Here is a 6,875-nt window from a genome sequence, read left to right as displayed (position 1 = left end):
AAACCACACCGCGGCAGCAGCCAGCTCCCCCTCAGCCACAGACGGACGGACCGGCCTCCTCACGCACCCGCATCCGCGACGGCGCGAGTACGGCGCCCAGCCTCCCACCCACCGCACAGCCAACACACCGAACCCAACCCCCCACCCCTCCCCCTGCTGCCAGCTTGTTCTGACCCGCACCCGAACCACGGATCTCCACCTACCCCCACTCCCCGCACCCCGAGGCTTGGAGAATCCCCCGGCGCGGCTCCGTCACGGACGGAAATTGCCGTCGCGCACTGCGGCGGTGAACGAGGACCACGCTTCCGGTTCGAACGTCAGCGCCGGCCCGCCGGGCATCTTCGAGTCGTGTACGGGCACGATGCGGTGGTGGGGCGGTCCTCTGTCGGCGCAGCCGCCGCCGGTGCCGTAGCCGGTCCCGGATCACGTTCGCTCTGGACGGACCCAGGGCGGTGTTCATGCCGATAACGCCTCCATGGCATCCCTCATGAACGCGGCGGTTTGAGTTGGCGTCAGGGCGTACGCCGTGAGGAGGGCGTAGGCTCGCACGCGGGCTTGGACGGCGACCGGATCTTCCAGAAGCGTGCCTGATCCAGAGCTTTCTTCGTAGGCGACGGTCGATCCGTCATCCAGCGTCAGAAGTGTCGACTCGCCGCCCAAGAAGGCGTGTTCTCCATGCGCGAAGGGCAGGATCTGCACAACAGTCGTGCCGTTGTCCACGAGCTCGGTCAGGCGGCTCAGCTGGGCCCGCATGACGGCCGGCCCGCCGACGGGCCGTCGGATCACTGCCTCGTCCAGAATCATGGACATGTGGGGAGGGGTGTCCGTCCGTAGGAGTGACTGGCGGCTCATCCGGGCCGACACCCGCTGTTCGATCTCGGCAGACGTGCCCCTCGGGTTGCACACCCGGAACAGTGCCCGTGCATAGTCCTCCGTCTGTACCAGCCCCGGCACGAGGTGCCCGGCGTACTCGTCGATCGCTTGCGCCCGCGTCTCCAGCTCCATGCGTCTGCGGTACTTGTCCGGGTGGATCTCGCGCTCGCTCCGCGCGATCACATACAGCCGGGCGAAGCGTTCACCTGTGCCGAAGGCCTCGTCCAGCCTGCCGGGGAGGTCGGGCGGCGGTTCGTGCCCGCCCGTTTCGATGCGGGCCAGGTGGCTGCGGCTGTAGCGGACTACCTCTGCCAGTTTCGCCAGCGTCATGCCTGCTGCCTCCCGGTGACGCCTGAGGTCGGCGCCGAAGAGGTGTCGGGACGAGCGGTCGGGTGTCAGCTTCCGTGCGGGTCGGGTCATGGCCACAACTCCTTTTCCCAGCTTCAAGTTGGGATCTGAATGTCTGGCGAGCGTACGTACGCACGGGCGACTCTGAACCGGCAGACAGTGAGCGCCCCCACCAAGGGGTGAATGTGACGGAGGCAAGTCGCGTGGGCGGACAGCAGCAGCTAGAGCACGGTTACACGCCGGAAGAGGCCCCAGGGCGGCAGCCCCTTGACCTGTCGAAGTGGTGTCTGCGGTGCGCCGAGCTCCGCGTGCGTTTCCACGGGGCCGCATGCCTGGGCCGTACCGCGGAGGCCGAGGCGCTGAACGCCGAGTTCGTGCGGCACCAGCGGCTGGTGCACTCGTGACGGCGCTGTCCCCGGAGAGGGCCGCGCGCGACGTGGCCGCGGCGACCCGTACGGCGGCCGGGCGTCTCGTGTTCCGCCGCTGCGCTCACCCCGTGGGGTGGTCCCGCACGCTCGGGTTCGAGCGGTGCCCCCTGTGCGGCGCCGAGCGCCACACCGCGTACGCGGCGCTGAGGATGCCGATGCCCGACAGCGCGCCCGCACCGGTGTGGGGATGCCCCAGCCCCGGCGCTCCGGGGCGGCGGCCGCCCGGGAGTGCGTACGCGAAGACCCCGCCGTCTGTCCGCTGACGGCGGGGCGCCCCCGCTTGCGGGACCGGCCCTGGATGTCCCCCGTGAACCCAGGGCCGTGACCCGCTTCCCCCCGACGGGGCCCTGTCCCGAAACAGCTGTGGGACCGGCCCGCGCCTTGACTGCGGACAAGGGGAACGGTACTAACGGGGCCATCCATCGGCTACTCGCCAAACGCGGCACCTGTCCCGGATACGCGGACACCCGAGGGAAGCCCCTGATGACTGAACCAGGCGTGGGGCCAGAGGCCCCCGGCAACATGCGCACGCTCGTCCTCAGCAACGATCTCGACGAGACCAGGGAGATCATCAGCTCTGCCTACAGTCCTTATCAACTCAGCGTGCTCGGCGACCCGAAGGAGTTCTCCGCGTGGTACGCGGAGGGCGGCTTCCCGGGGGTCACGGTGTCGGGGCTGCAGTACGGCGCCGAGACGCTCGTCGCGCCCCAGCCCCTCGACTCGTACCTGCTGGTCTGCCAGCTGGTGCGGGGCCGGGTGCGGGTGATGTCGCCGGGGCGGGAGGAGCGGGTCGTCGGGCCCGGGCAGACGTATGTGCTCGACCCGTACCGCTCCTTCCAGGTGCACTGGGCGCCCGGCGCGCGGATGACGACCGTCCGGCTCGACCGGGAGATGGTGGAGCGGGCGGCGGCCGACGCGCTCGGCCTCGACGGTTCCGTACGGGCCCGCTTCTCGCTCAACGGGACCACCTCGGCGGCGGCGGCCAGGAGCTGGGCGGGGATCTCGGCGGCCGTGCACCGGGAGGTGCTCGGGGAGGGCGTGGCCCGCAGCAGCCCGCTCGTGGCCGGCCACCTGACGCAGTCGACGGCCGCGATCCTCATGCAGACGCACGAGCTGATCACCCAGGGGGTGGACGCGCAGCGCCCGGGCGAGGTCGCGCACCCCGCCGTGCGGCGGGCGATGGCGCTGGCCGAGGAGCGCGCCGACCAGCCGCTCACGCTGGCCGACCTCGCGGCCGCGGCCCGGGTGAGCCCCCGCGCGCTGCAGGAAGCGTTCCGGCGGCACGTCGACTCGACGCCCCTGGGGTACCTGCGCGAGGTCCGGCTCGGCCGGGCCCACCAGGAGCTGGTGGCGGCGCGCGGCGACGGAGACGTCACCGTGGCCGAGGTCGCCTACCGTTGGGGTTTCAACAATCTTGGCCGGTTCGCCGGGTACTACCAGCGGCGCTACGGGCACCCGCCGTCCCGCACGCTGCGCTCGTAACCCGCCCCGCAGGGGCCTCGTGGGTCCTGGGGATGACGGTGTCCGTCTCAGGGACTACGCGGGCACCCTTCCGTCGGCCTTCAGGTTGTACGGCTTTCCGGCCGTACGGCTGACGCCCCGGGCGGGCCGCGCCCCGAGAATTGGAGGAGTTGATTCCGGCCATGGTGTCCCCGGGGAATTCCCGGCGCGGACCGATGACCGGACCCCCTTCCCCTACCTCCCGGAGGAGACCCCGTGTCCCACGCGGCCGCCTTTCCCACGACCCCCGTCGGCACGGCCGGCACCGCCGTCGCCGCCCGAGCCACCGGTCTGAGCAAGGTCTACGGGCAGGGCGACACCCGCGTGACGGCGCTGGACTCCGTCTCCGTGGAGTTCCGCCGCGCCGAGTTCACCGCGATCATGGGCCCCTCGGGCTCCGGCAAGTCCACGCTGATGCACTGCATGGCGGGCCTCGACACGATCTCGTCCGGCTCGACGCAGATCGGCGACGTGGAGCTCGGCTCGCTCGGCGACCGGCAGCTGACGCGGCTGCGCCGGGACCGGATCGGTTTTGTCTTCCAGGCGTTCAACCTGCTGCCGACGCTGACCGCCCTGGAGAACATCACCCTCCCCATGGACATCGCGGGCCGCAAGCCCGACCCGGCGTGGCTGGACATGGTGGTCGGCACCGTCGGCCTGTCCGGGCGGCTCTCGCACCGGCCCAGCCAGCTCTCGGGCGGTCAGCAGCAGCGTGTGGCCGTGGCCCGCGCGCTCACCGCCAAGCCGGAGATCATCTTCGCGGACGAGCCCACCGGCAACCTCGACTCCCGCTCGGGCGCCGAACTGCTGGGCTTCCTGCGCGAGTCCGTGCAGGCCCTGCAGCAGACGATCGTCATGGTCACCCACGACCCCGTGGCCGCCTCCTACGCCGACCGCGTGGTCTTCCTCGCCGACGGCCGGATCGTGGACGAGATGCGCGAGCCCACGGCCGACGCGGTCCTGGACCGTATGAAGGCCTTCGACGCCAAGGGCCGTACGAGCTGAGGCGGCCGGCCGCACGGCCCTCGTGCGCACAGCCCCGCGCATGACCGTCCAGCGCACGGCTCCGCGCACGGCCCGCGCGACCGCCCCGTCACCGCCCGGCTCGCCCCCACGAACCCTGGACAAGACCACACCCATGTTCCGTACCGCCCTGCGCAACCTCCTCGCGCACAAGACCCGGCTGATGATGACCGCGCTCGCGGTCCTCCTCGGCACGGCCTTCGTCTCCGGCACCCTCGTCTTCAGCGACTCCGTCAACAGCGCCTACCGCAACAAGATGGCCAAGAGCCTCGACGACGTCGCCGTCTCCGTCACCGCCGGCCGGTCCGCCCTCAAGGAGAAGGACGCCCTCGACTCCCGCGTGGTCGAGTCCGTACGCGCCCTGCCCGGCGTGGCCGCCGTACGCCCGTCCGTGAGCGGCACCGTCATGGTCGCCGACAAGGAGAACAACCCCGCCGGCAGCGAGTGGGGCAGCTTCGGCGCCAACTTCGTGCCCGGCGTGAACGGCAAGGACAGCCGCTACCCGATCGTCAAGGGGCGGGGCCCCGCCGCCGAGGGCGAGATCGTCCTCGACGCGAAGACCGCCGCGAAGACGGGCGCCAAGGTGGGCGGCACCGTCCGGCTGGCCGTCGACGGGCCCGTCATGACCAAGAAGCTCGTCGGCATCGCCGAGACCGACGACCCCAAGGTGAGCGCGGGCGGCAGCCTCGCCCTGTTCGACACCGCGACCGCGCAGAAACTCCTCGGCAGCCCGGGGCAGTTCAGCGAGCTCATCGTCGCCGCGAAGCCCGGCACCGACCAGCAGAAGCTGACCGCCAAGGTCCGCGAGACGCTTCCCAAGGACGCCTTCCGGACGCAGAGCGGAAAGGAGCTGGCGGCCGAGGAGTCCAAGATGATCGACAAGGAGACCAGCTCGATCCGCAACACCTTCCTGGCGTTCGCGGGCATCGCCCTCTTCGTCGGCATCTTCATCATCGCCAACACCTTCACCATGCTGATCGCCCAGCGCAGCCGGGAGATCGCCCTGCTCCGCGCCGTGGGCGCGTCCCGCCGCCAGGTGGTGCGCTCGGTGCTGATCGAGGCAGGGCTGCTCGGCCTGGTCGCCTCCGCCGTCGGCTTCGTCCTGGGCCTGGGCGTCGCCACCGGCCTGCGCGCGGTGCTGGACTCCGCCGGGGCGAGCCTGCCCGACGGGCCGCTGGTCATCGAGCCGATGTCCGTGCTCGCCGCCCTCGGCGTCGGCGTCGTGGTGACGGTTCTGGCCGCCTGGCTGCCCTCCCGCAAGGCCGCGAAGATCGCCCCCGTGGAGGCGCTGGCCGCCGCGGAGCAGCCGCCGGCCGTCAAGAGCCTCGTCGTCCGCAACGGCATCGGCGCCGTGCTCACCGGCCTGGGCGTCGCGATCATGCTGTACATCACCAGGCTCAAGGACAGTGACGGCCTGGAGCTCGCGATGGCGGGCGCGGCCCTGACCATGGGCGGCGTCATCGTCCTGGCACCGCTGCTCTCCCGCCCGTTCGTCCACCTCTTCGCGAAGGCGACGGGCCGGCTGACCGGCGTCAGCGGCAAGCTCGCCAAGGAGAACGCGCTGCGCAACCCGCGCCGCACCGCCGCGACCGCCTCCGCGCTGATGATCGGCCTCTCCCTGATCACCGGTCTGACCGTGGTCGCCGTCTCCGCCGACCAGGGCGTGGCGAAGATGGGCCAGCAGGACCTGACGGCCGACTACAAGGTGACGTCGGCGAACTTCGGCGGTCTCTCCACGGACATCGCCAAGACCCTCGCCAAGGAACCCGGCGTCGCCGCCGTGGTCCCGCTGCGCTCGGCCGGCTTCCAGTCGTCGAACCAGCCCGCGCTCGCCCACGCCGCGGACGTCGCGTCGCTCGGCAAGGTGGCGGACATCCGGTTCGTCAGCGGTTCCCCCGCCGACGTGAGGAAGGGCACCGTCGCGGTGTCCGACCAGTACGCCAAGGAGCGCGGCCTGAAGGTCGGGTCGACCCTGCCGATGGACTTCTACGACGGCGAGAAGGCCGCCCCGAAGGTCGCCGCGATCTACGCCAAGAACGACGTCGTCTCCGCCGTCCTCGCCACCCCCTCCCTCGTGGACCCGCACCTGGAGAAGGTGCGTGACGACGAGGTGCTGGTGAAGGCGGTCCCCGGCAAGGCCGGCGAGCTCCGCGCCAAGATCAAGGAGACCCTCGGCGGCAACCCGCTCATCAAGGTGCAGAGCCAGGAGGACCTGCGCCGCTCGGAGGCCGGGGACATCGACGACATCCTCTTCCTGATGTACGGGCTGCTGGGCATGGCCGTTGTGATCGCGGTCGTCGGCGTCGTCAACACCCTCGCTATGTCGGTCTTCGAGCGGACCCGGGAGATCGGGATGCTGCGCGCGATCGGCCTGGCCCGCACGGGCGTCAAGCAGATGGTGCGGCTGGAGTCGGTGACGATCGCGATGTTCGGCGCGGTGCTGGGCGTCGGGGTCGGCATCTTCCTCGCCTGGTCCGGCGGCCACCTGGTCCGCTCGTCCTTCCCGCAGTACGAGATGGTCGTGCCGTGGGCGCGGATCGCGGTGTTCCTGCTCATCGCGCTCGCCGTGGGCGTGCTGGCCGCGGTCTGGCCGGCCCGCAGGGCGGCGAAGCTGAACATGCTGGAGTCGATCGGGGCGCAGTAGGCCCCGCGGCCCCGGCCGCTCCCCTCACCTCCGGGTAAGTGCCCACTTAATAGTGCGTA

At 71.2% G+C, this 6,875-nt stretch carries 6 protein-coding genes and 1 pseudogene; 5 read left to right on the top strand and 2 right to left on the bottom strand.

Annotated elements, in window-relative coordinates; all coding sequences use genetic code 11:
• Nucleotides 1-252 precede the first annotated feature (252 nt).
• Nucleotides 253-381, bottom strand: a pseudogene (locus V7793_RS30400) (DUF397 domain-containing protein); the annotation flags it as partial.
• 75 nt (nucleotides 382-456) lie between these two features.
• A complete protein-coding gene (locus V7793_RS30395) occupies nucleotides 457-1,293 on the bottom strand; it encodes a helix-turn-helix domain-containing protein (protein WP_336012529.1) in 837 nt (278 codons plus the stop codon).
• A gap of 113 nt (nucleotides 1,294-1,406) precedes the next feature.
• Here V7793_RS30395 and V7793_RS30390 point away from each other — a divergent pair, with 113 nt between their 5' ends.
• The 5 genes from V7793_RS30390 to V7793_RS30375 all read left to right on the top strand — a co-directional run bounded on the left by V7793_RS30390 (nucleotide 1,407) and on the right by V7793_RS30375 (nucleotide 6,816).
• A complete protein-coding gene (locus V7793_RS30390) occupies nucleotides 1,407-1,625 on the top strand; it encodes a hypothetical protein (RefSeq protein ID WP_336012525.1) in 219 nt (72 codons plus the stop codon).
• Nucleotides 1,550-1,912 carry a DUF6255 family natural product biosynthesis protein gene (locus V7793_RS38295; protein ID WP_443058025.1) on the top strand — a complete coding sequence of 121 codons (363 nt, stop codon included), beginning with the start codon at nucleotides 1,550-1,552 and terminating at the stop codon, nucleotides 1,910-1,912. Before V7793_RS30390 ends, V7793_RS38295 begins: the two co-directional genes overlap by 76 nt.
• Nucleotides 1,913-2,132: 220 nt before the next feature.
• Nucleotides 2,133-3,131: an AraC family transcriptional regulator gene (locus tag V7793_RS30385; RefSeq protein WP_336012522.1), complete on the top strand. Its 999-nt coding sequence runs from the start codon at nucleotides 2,133-2,135 to the stop codon at nucleotides 3,129-3,131.
• Nucleotides 3,132-3,365: 234 nt separating this feature from the next.
• Entirely contained in the window at nucleotides 3,366-4,154 is a 789-nt protein-coding gene (locus V7793_RS30380; RefSeq protein ID WP_336012519.1) for an ABC transporter ATP-binding protein, read from the top strand.
• Between the two features lie 133 nt (nucleotides 4,155-4,287).
• Nucleotides 4,288-6,816 carry an ABC transporter permease gene (locus V7793_RS30375; protein WP_336012530.1) on the top strand — a complete coding sequence of 843 codons (2,529 nt, stop codon included), beginning with the start codon at nucleotides 4,288-4,290 and terminating at the stop codon, nucleotides 6,814-6,816.
• The last annotated feature ends 59 nt before the right edge of the window (nucleotides 6,817-6,875 follow it).

Source organism: Streptomyces sp. KLMMK (assembly GCF_036961605.1).
GTDB classification, from domain to species: domain Bacteria; phylum Actinomycetota; class Actinomycetes; order Streptomycetales; family Streptomycetaceae; genus Streptomyces; species Streptomyces telluris.
Note: the sequence above shows the minus strand (reverse complement) of the source record. Positions and strands in the feature narration are given on the sequence as shown.